Annotated in this window: 14 protein-coding genes; 12 read left to right on the forward strand and 2 right to left on the reverse strand. The window is 58.4% G+C overall.

The annotated features are described in order from the left end of the window. The first annotated feature begins 1 nt into the window (after nucleotide 1). The 6 genes from ACMXYJ_RS00955 (at nucleotide 2) to ACMXYJ_RS00980 (ending at nucleotide 7,806) form a co-directional block, all read left to right on the forward strand. A complete protein-coding gene (locus ACMXYJ_RS00955; RefSeq protein ID WP_415758465.1) occupies nucleotides 2–1,786 on the forward strand; it encodes a GMC family oxidoreductase in 1,785 nt (594 codons plus the stop codon). Nucleotides 1,787–1,798: 12 nt separating this feature from the next. Further along, nucleotides 1,799–3,100 carry a c-type cytochrome gene (locus ACMXYJ_RS00960; protein WP_415758466.1) on the forward strand — a complete coding sequence of 434 codons (1,302 nt, stop codon included), beginning with the start codon at nucleotides 1,799–1,801 and terminating at the stop codon, nucleotides 3,098–3,100. Between the two features lie 402 nt (nucleotides 3,101–3,502). Next, entirely contained in the window at nucleotides 3,503–4,039 is a 537-nt protein-coding gene (locus ACMXYJ_RS00965) for a hypothetical protein (protein ID WP_415758467.1), read from the forward strand. Between the two features lie 114 nt (nucleotides 4,040–4,153). Further along, complete coding sequence (locus ACMXYJ_RS00970) at nucleotides 4,154–5,212, forward strand: PA0069 family radical SAM protein (RefSeq protein ID WP_150657833.1); 1,059 nt, start codon at nucleotides 4,154–4,156, stop codon at nucleotides 5,210–5,212. 243 nt (nucleotides 5,213–5,455) lie between these two features. Next, nucleotides 5,456–6,187, forward strand: coding sequence for a carbonic anhydrase (locus tag ACMXYJ_RS00975; RefSeq protein WP_415758468.1), 732 nt, complete (start codon nucleotides 5,456–5,458; stop codon nucleotides 6,185–6,187). A 92-nt stretch (nucleotides 6,188–6,279) separates the two neighbouring features. Further along, the gene (locus ACMXYJ_RS00980; RefSeq protein WP_415758469.1) at nucleotides 6,280–7,806 is read left to right on the forward strand and encodes a SulP family inorganic anion transporter; all 1,527 of its coding nucleotides are present in this window, start codon (nucleotides 6,280–6,282) and stop codon (nucleotides 7,804–7,806) included. Between the two features lie 120 nt (nucleotides 7,807–7,926). On the opposite strand, the gene ACMXYJ_RS00985 is transcribed toward ACMXYJ_RS00980, so the two are convergent. Beyond that, nucleotides 7,927–8,577: a hypothetical protein gene (locus ACMXYJ_RS00985; RefSeq protein ID WP_415758470.1), complete on the reverse strand. Its 651-nt coding sequence runs from the start codon at nucleotides 8,575–8,577 to the stop codon at nucleotides 7,927–7,929. Between the two features lie 371 nt (nucleotides 8,578–8,948). On the opposite strand from ACMXYJ_RS00985, the gene coxB reads away from it, so the two are divergent. The 4 genes from coxB to ACMXYJ_RS01005 all read left to right on the forward strand — a co-directional run bounded on the left by coxB (nucleotide 8,949) and on the right by ACMXYJ_RS01005 (nucleotide 13,257). Next, complete coding sequence (coxB, locus tag ACMXYJ_RS00990) at nucleotides 8,949–10,076, forward strand: cytochrome c oxidase subunit II (protein WP_415758471.1); 1,128 nt, start codon at nucleotides 8,949–8,951, stop codon at nucleotides 10,074–10,076. An 82-nt stretch (nucleotides 10,077–10,158) separates the two neighbouring features. Beyond that, nucleotides 10,159–11,751, forward strand: coding sequence for a cytochrome c oxidase subunit I (gene ctaD / locus ACMXYJ_RS00995; protein ID WP_415758472.1), 1,593 nt, complete (start codon nucleotides 10,159–10,161; stop codon nucleotides 11,749–11,751). Nucleotides 11,752–11,778: 27 nt separating this feature from the next. Continuing rightward, nucleotides 11,779–12,336, forward strand: coding sequence for a cytochrome c oxidase assembly protein (locus ACMXYJ_RS01000; protein ID WP_415758473.1), 558 nt, complete (start codon nucleotides 11,779–11,781; stop codon nucleotides 12,334–12,336). 33 nt (nucleotides 12,337–12,369) lie between these two features. Further along, entirely contained in the window at nucleotides 12,370–13,257 is an 888-nt protein-coding gene (locus ACMXYJ_RS01005) for a cytochrome c oxidase subunit 3 (protein ID WP_415758474.1), read from the forward strand. A gap of 18 nt (nucleotides 13,258–13,275) precedes the next feature. Here the strand turns inward: ACMXYJ_RS01005 and ACMXYJ_RS01010 are convergent, their stop codons facing one another. Further along, nucleotides 13,276–13,479 (reverse strand): twin transmembrane helix small protein, encoded by a 204-nt coding sequence (locus ACMXYJ_RS01010; RefSeq protein WP_415758475.1) that lies wholly within the window; start codon nucleotides 13,477–13,479, stop codon nucleotides 13,276–13,278. Nucleotides 13,480–13,549: 70 nt separating this feature from the next. On the opposite strand from ACMXYJ_RS01010, the gene ACMXYJ_RS01015 reads away from it, so the two are divergent. Next, on the forward strand, nucleotides 13,550–14,290 hold the full coding sequence (locus ACMXYJ_RS01015) for an SURF1 family protein (RefSeq protein ID WP_415758476.1): 741 nt from the start codon (nucleotides 13,550–13,552) through the stop codon (nucleotides 14,288–14,290). Continuing rightward, nucleotides 14,256–14,849, forward strand: coding sequence for a hypothetical protein (locus ACMXYJ_RS01020; RefSeq protein WP_415758477.1), 594 nt, complete (start codon nucleotides 14,256–14,258; stop codon nucleotides 14,847–14,849). Before ACMXYJ_RS01015 ends, ACMXYJ_RS01020 begins: the two co-directional genes overlap by 35 nt. Nucleotides 14,850–14,859 lie beyond the last annotated feature (10 nt).

A 14,859-nucleotide genomic window follows, 5' to 3' on the forward strand; every position in this document is an offset into this window, starting at 1 on the left:
CATGGCAACGGTAATGAAGAAGGTCGACGCAGTGATCGTCGGTTTTGGCTGGACGGGCGCGATCATGGCCAAGGAGCTGACAGAAGCCGGCCTGAATGTGCTGGCGCTGGAGCGCGGGCCGATGCAGGACACTTACCCCGACGGCAACTACCCACAGGTGATCGACGAACTCACCTACAGCGTGCGGAAAAAACTCTTCCAGGACATTTCCAAAGAGACCGTGACCATTCGCCATAGCGTGAATGACATCGCCCTGCCGAACCGTCAACTGGGCGCCTTCCTGCCCGGCAATGGTGTCGGCGGCGCCGGTTTGCACTGGTCCGGTGTGCACTTTCGGGTCGACCCGATCGAGTTGCGCATGCGCAGCCACTACGAAGAACGCTACGGTAAAAGCTTCATTCCCAAGGACATGACCATCCAGGACTTCGGCGTCAGCTATGAAGAGCTGGAACCGTTTTTCGATTACGCCGAGAAGGTCTTTGGCACGTCGGGTCAGGCCTGGACGGTGAACGGTCAGTTGGTCGGCGAAGGCAAGGGCGGCAACCCGTACGCGCCGGATCGTTCAAATCATTTCCCGCTGGAGTCGCAGAAGAACACTGTTTCCGCACAGCTGTTTCAGAAAGCGGCCACCGCGGTGGGTTACAAACCCTACAACCTGCCCTCGGCCAATACGTCAGGCCCCTACACCAACCCCTACGGCGCACAGATGGGGCCGTGCAACTTCTGCGGCTTTTGCAGCGGCTATGTCTGCTACATGTATTCCAAGGCATCGCCGAACGTAAACATTCTGCCGGCGCTCAAACCGCTACCCAATTTCGAGTTGCGGCCCAACTCCCACGTACTGCGGGTCAACCTCGACAGCACCAAGAGCAAGGCGACAGGCGTCACCTACATCGATGGCCAGGGCCGGGAAATCGAGCAGCCGGCAGACCTGGTGATCCTCGGTGCCTTCCAGTTCCACAATGTGCGGCTGATGTTGCTTTCGGGTATCGGTAAGCCGTACGACCCGATCAGCGGCGAAGGCGTGGTCGGCAAGAACTTCGCCTACCAGAACATGGCCACCATCAAGGCCTACTTCGACAAAGACACCCACACCAATAACTTTATTGGTGCCGGCGGTAACGGCGTGGCGGTGGACGACTTCAACGCCGACAACTTCGATCACGGCCCCCATGGCTTCGTCGGCGGTTCGCCGATGTGGGTCAACCAGGCAGGCAGTCGACCGATCGCAGGCACATCCAACCCGCCGGGCACCCCGGCCTGGGGCAGTGCCTGGAAACGTGCAACCGCCGATTACTACACCCATCAAGTGTCGATGGATGCTCACGGCGCGCATCAATCCTACCGTGGCAATTACCTCGATCTGGACCCGGTGTACCGCGATGCCTACGGCTTGCCGCTGTTGCGGATGACCTTCGACTGGCAGGAAAACGACATCAAGATGAACCGCTTCATGGTCGAGAAAATGGGCAAGATCGCCGAAGCGATGAGCCCCAAGGCCATCGCCGTACTGGGCAAGAAGGTTGGCGATCACTTCAACACCGCGTCTTACCAGACCACCCACCTCAACGGTGGTGCGATCATGGGCACCAATCCGAAAACCAGCGCCCTGAATCGTTACTTGCAGAGCTGGGATGTGCATAACGTTTTCGTCCCCGGAGCGTCAGCTTTCCCACAAGGTCTGGGCTACAACCCTACCGGCCTGGTGGCAGCCTTGACCTACTGGTCGGCCCGGGCGATCCGCGAGCAGTACCTGAAAAACCCCGGCCCGCTGGTTCAGGCCTAAGGAGCGATAACCATGAAAGCACTTGTTATCGCGACCCTGGCGCTGCTCGGTTGTGGCTCGATCAACGCCGCAGAAATCGATCAGAACCTGATCAAACAAGGCGAGTACCTCGCCCGCGCGGGTGACTGCGTGGCTTGCCATACCGCCAAGGACGGCAAGCCGTTCGCCGGCGGCCTACCGATGGAAACGCCGATCGGGATGATCTACTCCACCAATATCACGCCGGATAAAACCGGCTTGGGCGACTACAGCTTCGAGGACTTCGACAAAGCAGTCCGGCATGGCGTCGTCAAAAACGGCAGTACGTTGTACCCGGCGATGCCCTATCCGTCCTACGCCAGCGTGAACGAACGCGACATGCAAGCCTTGTACGCCTACTTCATGCACGGCGTAGCGCCTGTCGCTCAGGAGAACAAGGACAGCGACATCCCCTGGCCTTTGAGCATGCGCTGGCCGCTGACTGGCTGGCGCTGGATGTTTGCCCCCGCCGCCGAGGACTACAAAGCCACCGCGGGTGAAGATGCCGTGGTCAGCCGTGGGGCTTATCTGGTCGAGGGCTTGGGACATTGCGGTGCGTGCCATACGCCACGTGCCCTGACCATGCAGGAAAAAGCCCTGAGCGCCGGCGAAGGCAGCGCTTTTCTGTCAGGCAGTGCGCCACTGGAAGGCTGGATCGCGAAAAGTCTGCGCGGCGATCACAAAGACGGCCTCGGTAGCTGGAGCGAAGAACAACTGGCGCAGTTCCTCAAGACCGGTCGCAGCGATCGCAGCGCAGTGTTTGGTGGCATGAGTGATGTGGTGACGCACAGCATGCAGTACATGACCGATAACGATCTGACCGCGATTGCCCGTTACCTCAAGTCCTTGCCGGCGAACGATCCCAATGATCAGCCGCACCAGTACGACAAACAGGTCGCACAGGCGCTATGGAATGGAGACGACAGCAAGCCTGGCGCTTCGGTGTACATCGACAATTGCGCGGCTTGCCACCGAACCGATGGTCATGGCTATACCCGAGTGTTCCCGGCGCTGGCGGGCAACCCGGTGCTGCAGTCGCAAGACCCGACATCGCTGATTCACATTGTGCTCAAGGGCGGTACGCTGCCGGCGACTCACATGGCCCCTTCGACCTTCACGATGCCCGGGTTCGCCTGGCGTCTGTCGGATCAGGAAGTGGCGGATGTGGTGAGTTTCATCCGCGGCAGCTGGGGTAACAAAGGTTCTCCGGTCAAGGCGAGGACGGTGGCCGACTTGCGCAAGGATGATATGAAAACAACGTCAAACGATGACCTTGGCCAAATAAATACACACTAGGCAAAAACAGAGGCGGCACGGAATCTTCCGTGCTGCCTCGACAAGATCGTCATTTCAAAAGTTCGACTGCGGTAACAAGCTCTGTATAGAACTCAAGCAACACTTCCGTCCCTATCAAGATCTTTCAATAGAAATACAAATTCTTTAGTCGCCATCATGCCACCTCATCCGTAAGTACATTAAGAGTCAGGTTCCCACGTAAGTGAAAGGCTTTCTGGCCAAGCTAGCCCGGTGCAATACTCTCGTCTACTGTCAAAGATGTCAGGTGTAAATACAGACAGTCTGTTATATCACTGGATGCATAAACACCTGTCAACTATGACAGTAGACGTTCCTTGGCGTGCAGACTAATTTCGAATATGGAAGCCACTACTAAACCTGACAGGTTCGCAAGGAGCAAACATGAGCTATAAACAACTCTATGAAATTAAAGACATTGAAGCTGACGGCTCTCCGGAAGTGGTGATGTCGCGCTATAACGAAGGTAATAACGACCTGAGCCATCCGAACTTCTCCATTACCATTTCTTCCTCCAACAAGGACGGCATCTTTGACACCACCACCGGCCCGGAAGACGTTGACGGCGACGGTGATCGTGACGAAGAGGACGAATCCTACTATACGGTAGCCGCCAAGTTGGTATCGGCCATGGTGAGCCTGAGTTCGGTGGGAGATCGAAAAGTCTTTGATCGCATCTTGTTGTTATTTAAAGATGCGATTGAAACCGATGTCAGTATCTTGCACTTTAGACTTGGTAATACGGATCTGCAGAATCCAGACTTTACCGTTACCGCTACAAATCCCGACACGTTTGGCAGCTATCGCACGATCAAGGATGCGATCGACGCAGATGGTGATGAGGATGTTGATAAGGACGATGAATTGATCTACCGGAAAATCGCGACGTCCTTCGCGTCGATGCGCGATTTACAGTCGTAAAGCTTGCATTCAAACCAACCTCGGTAACGGGATTTTCCGCCCCCCGCCGAGCGGTGCTGGCCCGGGCATACAACTCGATGTACTGTATGCCCATACAGCAACCGAGTCTTTGCCATGACCACCCCTCTTCCCCCGCGCGGTCGCGGCACCGCCACCAACCCGCACAACCGCTTCGCGCCGAATCGCTCGGTGGCCGAGGATGACGGCTGGTATCAGGAAGCGCCGATCACCCAAGGCACCGAGGTGCGCATCGAAACGGCGAAAACCATCATCACTCGCAACAACTCGCCAGACTTGCCCTTTGATCGTTCGATCAATCCCTATCGCGGCTGCGAGCACGGTTGCATCTATTGCTATGCGCGGCCCAGCCACGCTTATTGGGATATGTCGCCAGGGCTGGACTTCGAAACCAAACTGATCGCCAAGACCAACGCCGCCGATGTGCTGGAAGAACAACTGTCCAAGCGCGGCTATCAATGTGCGCCGATCAATCTGGGCTCCAATACGGACCCTTATCAACCGATCGAACGCGAACACAAAATCACCCGCAAAACCCTCGAAGTGCTGCTGCGTTATCGTCACCCGGTGACCATCATTACCAAGGGCTCGCTGATTCTTCGGGATCTGGACTTGCTGGTCGAACTCGCCGAGCAAAGGCTGGTGGCGGTGATGATCAGCCTCACCACCCTGGACGACGAGCTCAAACGCATCCTCGAACCGCGCGCCGCGGCACCCAAGGCTCGGTTGCGGGCGATCCGCGTGATGCGCGAAGCGGGAATTCCAGTGGGCGTTCTGTGCTCGCCGATGATTCCAATGATCAACGACAGCGAACTCGAAAGCCTGCTCACCGAAGCGCATGCCGCGGGGGCGCAAAGTGCGGCCTACATGATGCTGCGCCTGCCACTGGAAGTTGCACCGCTGTTCGAAGAATGGCTGGCGGCCCACTATCCTCAGCGTGCCGCTCATGTGTTGAGCCTGATTCGTCAGAGCCGTGGTGGCGAGCTCTACGACAGTCGCTTCGGTGCCAGGATGCGTGGCGAAGGGCCGTTTGCCGATCTGCTGGCGCAACGCTTTGCCAAAACCATCAAACGCCTTGGGCTCAATCGTCGGGAAGGTTTCAATCTGGACTGCGAAGCCTTCTGTCCGCCGGGTCGCCAGATGTCGTTGATTTGAGGACAATTGACCTATTGTCGGGTAGTGTGAAATGCACTTTGCCACTACGCCGGTCACATTTTTTGTAACCTGGAACACACGTTCTAGAGCGTTTTATTCAGTTTGAGTTAAGTTTCGGCCGCTACCTTGTTCATCGAGTGACTGACGGGTCGATATTTTCGGCCTGGATGTTTTTTAAACAGCCACTGGCTTCACACCGGACAACACGGGAAAATTCCCTGACTCCGCCAAAGAGGATGAATCATGAGTGACAAGGATAAACAGCCGTTGGCTGCGTCGGCTTCAGCCCAACCCGAGGCGGAAACCGCCGATGCAGCGCTGAAGCATATCGTTGACGGTTTTTTGCATTTTCATCACGAGGTTTTTCCACAGCAGGAAGAACTCTTCAAAAAACTCGCCACGGCCCAGAGCCCCAGAGCGATGTTCATCGCCTGCGCCGATTCGCGCATCGTTCCAGAGCTGATCACCCAAAGCGCCCCCGGCGACCTGTTCGTTACCCGTAACGTCGGCAACGTTGTGCCGCCTTATGGGCAAATGAACGGCGGTGTTTCCACGGCAATCGAATACGCCGTTCTGGCCCTCGGCGTGCAACACATCATCATCTGCGGGCACTCTGACTGTGGCGCGATGCGCGCAGTGCTCAACCCGCAAAGCCTGGAAAAAATGCCGACGGTCAAAGCCTGGTTGCGTCATGCCGAAGTGGCAAAAACCATGGTCCAGGAAAACTGCCATTGCGCTGACGAAAACGAAAGCATGCACGTCCTCACCGAGGAGAATGTGATCGCTCAGCTGCAACATTTGCGCACGCACCCGTCGGTTGCCTCGCGCATGGCCAATGGTCAGTTGTTTATCCATGGTTGGATCTACAACATCGAAACCAGCGAAATCAGAGCTTACGACGCGGACAAGGGTTGTTTCCTGCCGCTCGATGGCAGCCATCCGATTCCGGTGGCGACGCCCAAAGCGCGCTTCTAAATCCTCCTAAATCATTGTGTGGTTTTTAGCCGAGGCTGCCGATCAGGCAGCCCGGCTTCGCCACGCCTGAAGAAAACTTCGGGAGAGTCACCATGCGTGCTGCTCAACTTAAAGCTGTTCTGCCACGGGAGCTGCTGGCGTCCGTGGTTGTGTTTCTCGTCGCCCTGCCCTTGTGCATGGGCATCGCCATCGCCTCGGGGCTGCCGCCATCCAAAGGCTTGATCACCGGGATCATCGGTGGCCTGGTGGTGGGCTGGATTGCCGGTTCGCCACTGCAAGTCAGCGGCCCGGCGGCCGGTTTGGCGGTTCTGGTGTTCGAACTGGTACGCCAGCACGGCATCGACATGCTCGGACCCATCCTGCTGCTGGCCGGTTTTCTGCAGCTGGTGGCTGGGCGTTTGAAGCTGGGCTGCTGGTTTCGGGTCACGGCGCCTGCGGTGGTGTACGGCATGCTCGCCGGGATTGGCGTGCTGATCGTGTTGTCACAGGTGCATGTGATGCTCGACGCCGTGCCCAAGCCTTCCGGCCTGGATAACCTGGCCGCCTTTCCGGCTGCCGTCGTGCAGGCCTTGCCGTCCTTGGGTTGGCAAGCCGGTTTGCTCGGTCTGTCGACGATTGCGGTGATGTGGTTGTGGGAGAAATTCCGCCCCCATTCCCTGCGCTTCATTCCCGGCGCACTGCTGGGTGTAGGCCTGGCGACCGTCGCCAGTCTGGTGCTCGCCTTGCAGGTCAAACGAGTGGAAGTCCCGGCCAACCTGGCGGAAGCCATCGACTGGCTGAAACCCGCAGATTTACTCAACCTGGCTGACCCGACGCTGCTCATTGCCGCGTTTGCCGTGGCCTTCATCGCCAGCGCCGAAACCCTGCTGTCGGCCGCCGCGGTCGACCGCATGCACAGTGGTCAGCGCTCGGACTTCGACCGGGAATTGTCGGCTCAAGGCGTCGGCAACATGCTCTGTGGTCTGCTCGGCGCACTGCCAATGACCGGCGTGATCGTGCGCAGTTCGGCCAACGTCCAGGCGGGCGCCACCACGCGAATGTCGACGATCTTCCATGGCCTGTGGTTACTGGCTTTCGTATTGCTGCTGTCCAGCGTGCTGCAAAGCATTCCGGTGGCGAGCCTGGCGGGGGTTCTGGTTTATACCGGTTTCAAACTGGTCGACCTCAAGGCCTTCCGCGGTCTGGGTCGTTATGGCCGGATGCCGATGTTCACCTACGCAGCAACAGCCCTGGCGATCATCTTCACCGACCTGCTGACCGGCGTGCTGATCGGCTTCGGCCTGACCTTGGCCAAACTGGCCTGGAAGGCTTCGCGGCTGAAAATCAGCCTGATCGATCTGCCCAAGGACGGCGAAATGGAACTGCGATTGATAGGCGCAGCGACCTTTCTCAAAGTGCCGGCGCTGACCCAGGTGCTGGGGACCATTCCGCCAGGCGCGACGGTGCATGTGCCGCTCAACAACCTGAGCTACATCGATCACTCGTGTCTGGAGTTGCTGGAGGAATGGGGTCGGGCCAATGCGGCCAAGGGATCAAAACTGTTGATTGAAGCGCGGGGGTTGAAACGCCGGTTGGAAGGGCGATTGCGCACCACGTCCGGAGTGGGTTCGGCTGCATAGAAAACAATGTGGGAGCGAGCTTGCTCGCGATGGCGATTGGTCATTCAACATTCATGTCGACTGACACACCGCAATCGCGAGCAAGCTCGCTCCCACAGGGGGATTGTGTTGATCAATGGATCAAGCCGCCGGCTGATCCAGCTCCAGGCCCACGCCTAACCGACGCGACATGCACGGCCAGCGCTTCCACGCAGCGCCAGTGTCCGGGCTGCTTAGCTTTCCACGGTAGGTTTCAACCGACTCCAGCGCGAAGCTTTCGTCGTTGAGCATCTCGTCCACCGCGTGATGTACAGCCTCATCCAGTTGGTTGGCAAACTCCTCACCGATCAGTTGGTGGGCAATCAGGTTGGCGACAGTCATGTCCAAGGGGATCAGTGGCTGGCCAAAATGCTTGATGTACAGGTCGTTGACCTCTTCGACAAAACGGTGCGCCAGATAGGCTTCGTCCAGCAGGCTGTCGAGCCCGATGTGCCCAGCCATTATCGTCGGCGGCTGGAGGAAGTACTGTTCGGCAATTTTCAGCACCGGTTTGATCTGTGACTCGATACCCGCTTCCCTGGCAACTTCATTGGCTGCATCCAGCAGATCAGGAACTTCATCGATGTAGGCGGCGACAAAACGCGTCAGCACACCATTGGCGTCCGCTTCCGGCAATTGGATGGATGGGTGTAGATGAGGCAGTTTGCTTTCCAGCTGACGAGTCAGCAGACCGGTTTCGGCTTCGTGTTGTTGGGCTTTTTGGATCTGCTCGCGCAATGCGGCGGTGTTCATGAAAACTCCAGGAAACAAAGGCAATGAAATAGGGAAGACATAACTTAGCTGGCATACGAAAAATGCTAAGACGCATTTGTCATAATTATTTCATCCTTGATACATCAAAGTTATATCGATTTGCCACCACTCGTCTGCATCCTTCTCCATTCGTGCCCTGGAACGCAAGTCCCACCTGTTTCAGATGATTTACGCCCTCACATTGCGAGGTGGCAGTCGCTGTCTATACTCGGGTGGGAATGGAGTTAGCTGATGACGCCCGACTGCACACGCAGCAAGGCTCGGCGATTCAAGTTCGTAGTCTGAAAAAGCCGCTCCCTTGCCGCAGGTGAAAGCCGGCGGGATAAAAAGAACTATAAGGGGAACCCGCAATGATGCGACATCCACACGTCTGGATGGGCCTCCTGTTGTGGTCGATTTTCAGTCAGGCACAAGCGGCCTGGACTGTGAATATGGCGCCGGGAGCGACTGAAATCAGTCACGCAGTATTTGACCTGCACATGACCATTTTCTGGATCTGTGTAGTGATCGGCATCATCGTCTTCGGCGCCATGTTCTGGTCGATGATTCTCCACCGCCGCTCGACCGGGCAGGTGGCCGCAAAATTTCATGAAAGCACCACCGTTGAAATCCTCTGGACCATCGTGCCCTTCCTGATCCTGGTGGCCATGGCGGTTCCCGCGACTGCAACCCTGATCAAGATGTACGACGCCAGTGAGCCGGATATCGATATCCAGGTCACCGGCTATCAGTGGAAGTGGCACTACAAATACCTGGGCCAGGACGTTGAGTTCTTCAGCAACCTGACCACGCCGGCCGATCAGATCCACAACAAGGAAGCCAAGGGCGAGCACTACTTGCTTGAGGTCGATAAGCCTTTGGTGCTGCCGATCGGCGCCAAGGTGCGCTTCCTGGTGACTTCGGCCGACGTCATCCATTCCTGGTGGGTGCCGGCCTTTGCGGTCAAGCGCGATGCGATTCCGGGGTTCGTCAACGAAGCCTGGACTCGCGTCGACAAGCCCGGCATTTACCGCGGTCAATGCGCTGAATTGTGCGGCAAGGACCACGGCTTCATGCCGATCGTGGTCGAGGTCAAGGAAAAGGCCGATTACGAAAAATGGCTGGCCGAGCGCAAGGCTGAAGCCCTGCAGCTCAAAGAGCTGACCAGCAAGGAATGGACCCTCGACGAGCTCAAAGAGCGCGGCGACAAGATCTATCACACCACCTGCGTCGCCTGTCACCAGGCCGAAGGTCAGGGCCTGCCGCCGATGTTCCCGGCGCTCAAGGGCTCGAAAATCGCTACCGGACCGAAAGAAGGGCACCTGAGCATTGTCTTCCACGGCAAGCCCGGCACCGCCATGGCGGCGTTCGGCAAGCAGCTCTCGGAAGTCGATATCGCAGCGGTCGTGACCTACGAACGTAACGCCTGGGGCAACAACAAGGGCGACATGGTCACCCCTAAAGAAGTGCTGGAGCTGAAACAGGCGGAAAGCAAATGACCCGGTCTATTGCGCACGTAAGGAACCCGTCGGGGCATCGCGCCCCGGTCCGCCCAGCCCATCTGTTTGCAGGAGACAGGACATGACTGCTGTAGTCGATGACCATGTTCATACCGACACCGCCCATGCCCACGGCCCCGCCAAAGGCCTGATGCGCTGGGTGCTGACCACCAACCACAAGGATATCGGCACGCTGTACCTGTGGTTCGCGTTCTCCATGTTCTTGCTCGGCGGCTCGTTCGCGATGGTGATTCGTGCCGAGTTGTTCCAGCCGGGACTGCAAATCGTCCAGCCGGAGTTCTTCAACCAGATGACCACCATGCACGGCCTGGTGATGGTCTTCGGTGCGGTGATGCCGGCCTTCGTCGGCCTCGCCAACTGGATGATCCCGTTGATGATCGGCGCGCCGGACATGGCCCTGCCACGGATGAACAACTTCAGCTTCTGGCTATTGCCAGCGGCGTTCATCCTGCTGGTATCGACCCTGTTCACTCCCGGCGGTGGACCGAACTTCGGCTGGACGTTCTACGCCCCGCTGTCGACGACCTACGCACCGGAAAGCGTGACCTTCTTCATCTTCGCCATCCACTTGATGGGGATCAGTTCGATCATGGGCGCGATCAACGTGATCGCCACCATCCTCAACCTGCGCGCCCCCGGCATGACGCTGATGAAAATGCCGCTGTTCGTCTGGACCTGGCTGATTACCGCGTTCCTGCTGATCGCGGTGATGCCGGTACTGGCCGGTTGCGTGACGATGATGCTGATGGACATCCACTTCGGCACCAGCTTCTTCAGTGCCGCCGGTGGCGGTGACCCGGTGTTGTTCCAGCACGTGTTCTGGTTCTTCGGTCACCCCGAGGTGTACATCATGATCCTGCCGGCCTTCGGTGCCGTCAGCTCGATCATTCCGGCCTTCTCACGCAAGCCGCTGTTCGGCTACACCTCGATGGTCTATGCGACAGCGAGTATCGCGTTCCTGTCGTTCATCGTCTGGGCGCACCACATGTTCGTGGTCGGCATTCCGTTGGTGGGCGAGTTGTTCTTCATGTACGCCACGCTGCTGATCGCGGTGCCGACCGGAGTGAAGGTGTTCAACTGGGCCAGCACCATGTGGCAAGGCTCGCTGACCTTCGAGACACCGATGCTGTTTGCGGTGGCGTTCGTGATCCTGTTTTCCATCGGCGGTTTCTCCGGGTTGATGCTGGCCATCGCCCCGGCGGACTTCCAGTACCAGGACACCTACTTTGTGGTCGCGCACTTCCACTATGTATTGGTACCGGGGGCGATCTTTGGGATCTTCGCCTCGGCCTACTACTGGCTGCCGAAATGGACCGGCCACATGTACGACGAAACCCTCGGCAAGCTGCACTTCTGGCTCTCGTTCATCGGCATGAACCTGGCGTTCTTCCCGATGCACTTCGTGGGGCTGGCGGGCATGCCGCGGCGGATTCCCGACTACAACCTGCAGTTCGCCGACTTCAACATGGTGTCGTCGATCGGCGCGTTCATGTTCGGCGCCACGCAGATCTTCTTCCTGTTCATCGTGATCAAGACCATCCGTGGTGGCCCGCCAGCACCGGCCAAACCATGGGATGGGGCCGAAGGCCTGGAATGGAGCATCCCGTCGCCGGCGCCGTATCACACCTTCACCACGCCACCGGAAGTGAAATGAACGCTGTAGCCCTCGAGGCCCACCACCATGGCTGACTCAATTTCGTTGAAGAAACTGGTCACTCGCCTGCTGATGGTGGTGGTGGCGATGTTTGTCTTCGGGTTTGCCCTGGTGCCGATCTACGACGTGATGTGCAAGGCGTTCGGCATCAACGGCAAGACCGGCGGACAGTACGAGGGCGAGCAAACGGTCGACACCTCGCGGCAGGTTCGCGTGCAGTTTCTGTCGACCAATTCCGCCGACATGTCCTGGGACTTCTACCCCAAAGGCGATGAACTGGTGGCGAATCCGGGGGCGGTGAACGAGATGATTTTCATCGCCCATAACCCGACCGATCGCCCGATGAGCGCCCAGGCGGTTCCGAGCATCGCACCCAGCGCTGCGGCGGCGTACTTTCACAAGACCGAATGTTTCTGCTTTACCCAGCAAGTGCTGCAGCCCGGTCAACGGATCGAGATGCCGGTACGTTTCATCGTTGACCGTGACATGCCCAAGGATGTGAAGCACCTGACGCTTTCCTACACGCTGTTCGATATCACCGCACGTCATCCACCCCCAGCTGTTGCTGCAAACACTGGTGGCTAGGCGTTAAAGCGTGCCCGATAAGGAGAACAATAAATGGCAACTCATGAGCATTATTACGTTCCGGCACAGAGCAAATGGCCGATCATTGCCACGGTCGGCATGTTCGTCACCGTGTTCGGCCTGGCCACCTGGTTCAACGACCTGAAGGCGGCGCGGCCGGAGTCCCACGGCCCGCTGATCTTTTTCGTCGGTGGCCTGCTGGTGGCCTACATGCTGTTCGGCTGGTTCGGTACGGTGATAAAGGAAAGCCGCCAGGGGTTGTACAGCGCACAGATGGATCGCTCGTTCCGCTGGGGCATGAGCTGGTTCATCTTCTCGGAGGTGATGTTCTTCATCGCGTTCTTCGGCGCGCTGTTTTATGTGAGAACTATTTCTGGCCCGGCGCTCGGGGGTGAAGGGGCCAAAGGCGTCGCTCATATGCTCTGGCCTAATTTCGAGTTCGTCTGGCCGTTGCTGAACAACCCTGATTCGAAACTGTTTCCGCCGCCCAAGGATGTCATCAGTCCCTGGGGCCTGCCGTTGCTCAACACAGTCCTGCTGGTGAGTTCCAGCGTCACCGTGACCATCGCTCACCACGCCTTGAAAAAGGGCCATCGCGGCGCGCTGAAAATCTGGCTGGCGCTCACCGTGCTGCTGGGCTGCGCGTTCCTTGGTTTCCAGGCCGAAGAATACATACACGCCTACCACGAACTGGGCCTGACGCTCGGTTCGGGCATCTACGGCGCGACCTTCTTCATGCTCACCGGTTTCCACGGCGCCCACGTGACCATCGGCACCATCATCCTGTTTGTGATGTTGATGCGGGTCATGCGCGGGCACTTCGACGCCGATCATCAGTTCGCATTTGAAGCGGCGAGTTGGTACTGGCACTTCGTGGACGTGGTGTGGATCGGGCTTTTCGTTTTCGTCTACGTGCTCTGAGGCTCTTGACTTAAAGAGCTACCAAGGTGCGTGCGACACCAACTGGCCGCTGAAAAAACCCCAGGCAATCAAGCCGACGGTAATGGCGGCCAGCGCCACACGAACACTCAAGGCAATGACGAGGCGGTTCGAGCGGCTGTCGTCCTTGACCAGAAAAAACAGGCCGCTGAACAGGCTGACAACCGTGGCAATCAGCATCAGGACGATGGCTGCTTTGAGCATGGTGAGACTCCGGGGGAAAGGCGATGCACTTGAGTATAGCTATCGCGACTACCGACTTTCTGGCGACGCCATGAAGCGTTTTCGGCCGGGCATCGTGCCGACCCTGGTGGTCGCAGTGTTGTTGCCCATGCTGGTGTCACTCGGGTTCTGGCAATTGAGCCGGGGCGCAGAGAAAAGCGCGCTGCTGCAAAGCTACACCGAGCGCCGTGCCGCTGAACCGATGGCCAGCACCGAGCTGCAACCTACCGCAGATCCGGCCTTCCGCCGGGTTCACCTGCACGGCCAGTTCGATGCCGCACACAGCCTGTTGCTGGATAACCGTCAGCGCGACGGCAAGGTTGGCGTCGAACTGCTGCAACCGTTTCAGGATCAGGCGACCGGGCTCTGGCTGCTGGTCAATCGCGGCTGGCTGCCGTGGCCGGATCGCCGCACCCCACCGCAATTCACCACACCGGCTCAGGCCTTGAGTCTCGTGGCCTGGGTCTACGTCTCCCCCGGCGCCACCTTCCAATTGCACGCCGACCCGAACACCACGACCTGGCCACAACTGATCACCGCGGTCGAACCGGCCAGGCTCTGGACGGCGCTGGATCGCGAAGGTTTTGCCTACGAATTACGCGCAGAAAGCGGTCCCGCGACTTACCAGGCTGATTGGCCGGTAGTCGCCATGGGACCGGAAAAACACCTGGCTTATGCCGTGCAGTGGTTCGCCATGTCGATCGCCCTGTTCGGCCTCTATCTCTATCTCGGCTGGCACAACGCAAAGGAGAAACACCATGGGAGCGGCCATGAATCCACCCAGCATGTCTGAGGCAAAAACGCCGGCGAGTCGGCGTAAAGGTCGTTTGCAGTTGCTGCTGATCCTGCTTGGGGTGATCGGTCCGATGATCCTCGCCACCGGCATGTACAAATTGCAGTTCTGGGTGCCGGAAGGTCGCAGCTATCACGGCGAACTGATCGGCAACGGCCAGACCCGCGCCGACCTTGGCGTGCAGGCACAGGAGGATCGTTGGCAGATACTGGTGACCGCGCCCAAGGATTGCTCGGTGGACTGCCAGCAACTGGTGTATCTGGCGCGGCAGATCCAGATCGGCCTCGGCCGTGATGCCGGGCGCGCCAGTCATGCCTTGGCTGCGGCACAACCGCTGAGCAGTGAATACGACGCCAAGCTGACGCGCGAGTATCCTCAATTGCAGCGCTATCCACTGAGCCTGACCGACTTCCAGAAAACTGCCGGCGACAAGGCTGTGCCGCAGCTGTGGATCATCGATCCGCATGGCAATCTGGTGCTGCGCTACGACCCGACGGTGAAAGGTAAGGATCTGCTCAACGACCTGCGCCATTTGCTGAAACTGTCGAACATCGGATAAGGGCATCGTC

The sequence above is a fragment of the Pseudomonas arabinosi genome (assembly GCF_047758675.1).
GTDB classification, from domain to species: domain Bacteria; phylum Pseudomonadota; class Gammaproteobacteria; order Pseudomonadales; family Pseudomonadaceae; genus Aquipseudomonas; species Aquipseudomonas arabinosi.

Excerpts from the sequence above, each read along its gene's own strand:
- ACMXYJ_RS00955 (WP_415758465.1), top strand. The coding sequence starts at position 2 with ATGGCAACGGTAATGAAGAAGGTCGACGCAGTGATCGTCGGTTTTGGC.
- ACMXYJ_RS01015 (WP_415758476.1), top strand. The coding sequence starts at position 13,550 with ATGAAGCGTTTTCGGCCGGGCATCGTGCCGACCCTGGTGGTCGCAGTG.
- ACMXYJ_RS01010 (WP_415758475.1), bottom strand. The coding sequence starts at position 13,479 with ATGCTCAAAGCAGCCATCGTCCTGATGCTGATTGCCACGGTTGTCAGC.
- ACMXYJ_RS01005 (WP_415758474.1), top strand. The coding sequence starts at position 12,370 with ATGGCAACTCATGAGCATTATTACGTTCCGGCACAGAGCAAATGGCCG.
- ACMXYJ_RS01020 (WP_415758477.1), top strand. The coding sequence starts at position 14,256 with ATGGGAGCGGCCATGAATCCACCCAGCATGTCTGAGGCAAAAACGCCG.
- ctaD (WP_415758472.1), top strand. The coding sequence starts at position 10,159 with ATGACTGCTGTAGTCGATGACCATGTTCATACCGACACCGCCCATGCC.
- ACMXYJ_RS00980 (WP_415758469.1), top strand. The coding sequence starts at position 6,280 with ATGCGTGCTGCTCAACTTAAAGCTGTTCTGCCACGGGAGCTGCTGGCG.
- ACMXYJ_RS00985 (WP_415758470.1), bottom strand. The coding sequence starts at position 8,577 with ATGAACACCGCCGCATTGCGCGAGCAGATCCAAAAAGCCCAACAACAC.
- ACMXYJ_RS01000 (WP_415758473.1), top strand. The coding sequence starts at position 11,779 with ATGGCTGACTCAATTTCGTTGAAGAAACTGGTCACTCGCCTGCTGATG.
- ACMXYJ_RS00975 (WP_415758468.1), top strand. The coding sequence starts at position 5,456 with ATGAGTGACAAGGATAAACAGCCGTTGGCTGCGTCGGCTTCAGCCCAA.
- ACMXYJ_RS00970 (WP_150657833.1), top strand. The coding sequence starts at position 4,154 with ATGACCACCCCTCTTCCCCCGCGCGGTCGCGGCACCGCCACCAACCCG.
- ACMXYJ_RS00960 (WP_415758466.1), top strand. The coding sequence starts at position 1,799 with ATGAAAGCACTTGTTATCGCGACCCTGGCGCTGCTCGGTTGTGGCTCG.
- ACMXYJ_RS00965 (WP_415758467.1), top strand. The coding sequence starts at position 3,503 with ATGAGCTATAAACAACTCTATGAAATTAAAGACATTGAAGCTGACGGC.
- coxB (WP_415758471.1), top strand. The coding sequence starts at position 8,949 with ATGATGCGACATCCACACGTCTGGATGGGCCTCCTGTTGTGGTCGATT.